Consider the following 1305-nt stretch of genomic DNA (forward strand, 5'->3'; position numbering starts at 1 on the left):
TTTTGGTATAAATCTAACGCAAGATTGTTTAAATAAGCGCCTCGCCCAGCATCATACTCCCCACAAATGCTTATAGGAAAAGGACCGCTTTGTACAGCCACCGGTGCCAAACAGGGGTCTTGATTTACCGGTGCAAGCAAACTACAAGCACTGCTGCCTGCAGTACCCGTAGGCCCGTCTATAGAAACCTTCCCAAAAACATCATTGCTACAGCTGGCATTGCCCAGGTTGTCTATGTAGGCGTAGCCGTAACCACTACCAATTTGTTGGATATCTGACATCGCAAAAACAACTGTGGCGGCTTGCCCGGCAATGATGCTGGTATCCAACTCCATACACGTCCAAAGCGTATAATTAAGACCTAAACCTCCAGGGGCTTCTATAAACCGGCATGAGTTGCGCTCAAAAGCAATGCACTGCTCACTGACCAGGTTATTGTTTTGATCCCATATTTGTACCTTAAAAAAAGGAAGTACAACGGAAGGTAAATTTAAGTTAGAAGTATTTTCCATGGCTAAAGCATAATCAAAGGAAAAGCTCTGCCCGGCAATGATTTTTTTTGTTATGCTACTTATAGAACCGTCACCAAAAAAATCATTTAATCCGATAGCCCGTTGATTATAAGGGGTATTGGGTTCTACTCTGATTTGGGTATTCAAAAAACCAGACATAAAACTATCGAGCCCCGGGGTTAGTATATACGCATGATTATTAAAGGCGTTGTTTGGATTGGTATGCCCGTTAACAGGGTCTAAGCTTGCTAAGTTTTGTAAAGGAATACTGTTTAAATCGGTTTGGCATTGTTGCATGCCAGGTGGATTCAATGGAAAATCATAATACGCAAAACCATAACCCGAGGCCGTCGAGGTGGTAGCATCGCGTTCAAAACCCCCGTTGGGCACACAATTACAATACTTCTCTACAGCTTGTACCGCCAATAAACTGCTTTCACAGCCCTGGGTACCGGTAGTGGTCTGGCTCACATAATAGGTTTGTCCATCTACCAGCAGAGTGGTATCAGGAATAGGCGTGGTACCACCCGCATCGCTATACCATTGTAGATTATCGCCCACTACTACCAAATCGGTTAAATTGGCAGGAGGTTCATTGATCTGTGCACGAAGAGCAGCACCACAAAAACTTTGCAACGCCTCCCCTTGGGGTGGGAGAGCACTTGTTTGTGTTACTTCTAAATCAAGATCATCTGTTGTCACGCAGCCGGTGATTATATCTTCTATACGAACATAAATGCTTTGATTGTTAGCGCTGGTGTTGGTATAATTTTGAGCTAATGCCGTGGTGGGA

General features: G+C 44.2%; 1 protein-coding gene. It reads right to left on the reverse strand.

Annotated features, from left to right (window positions below):
• A partial coding sequence (locus ACFSQ0_RS02580; protein ID WP_379043694.1) for a hypothetical protein occupies positions 1-1305 on the reverse strand: 1305 nt, incomplete at both ends.

This window comes from Mesonia sediminis, from assembly GCF_042684705.1.
GTDB classification, from domain to species: domain Bacteria; phylum Bacteroidota; class Bacteroidia; order Flavobacteriales; family Flavobacteriaceae; genus Mesonia; species Mesonia sediminis.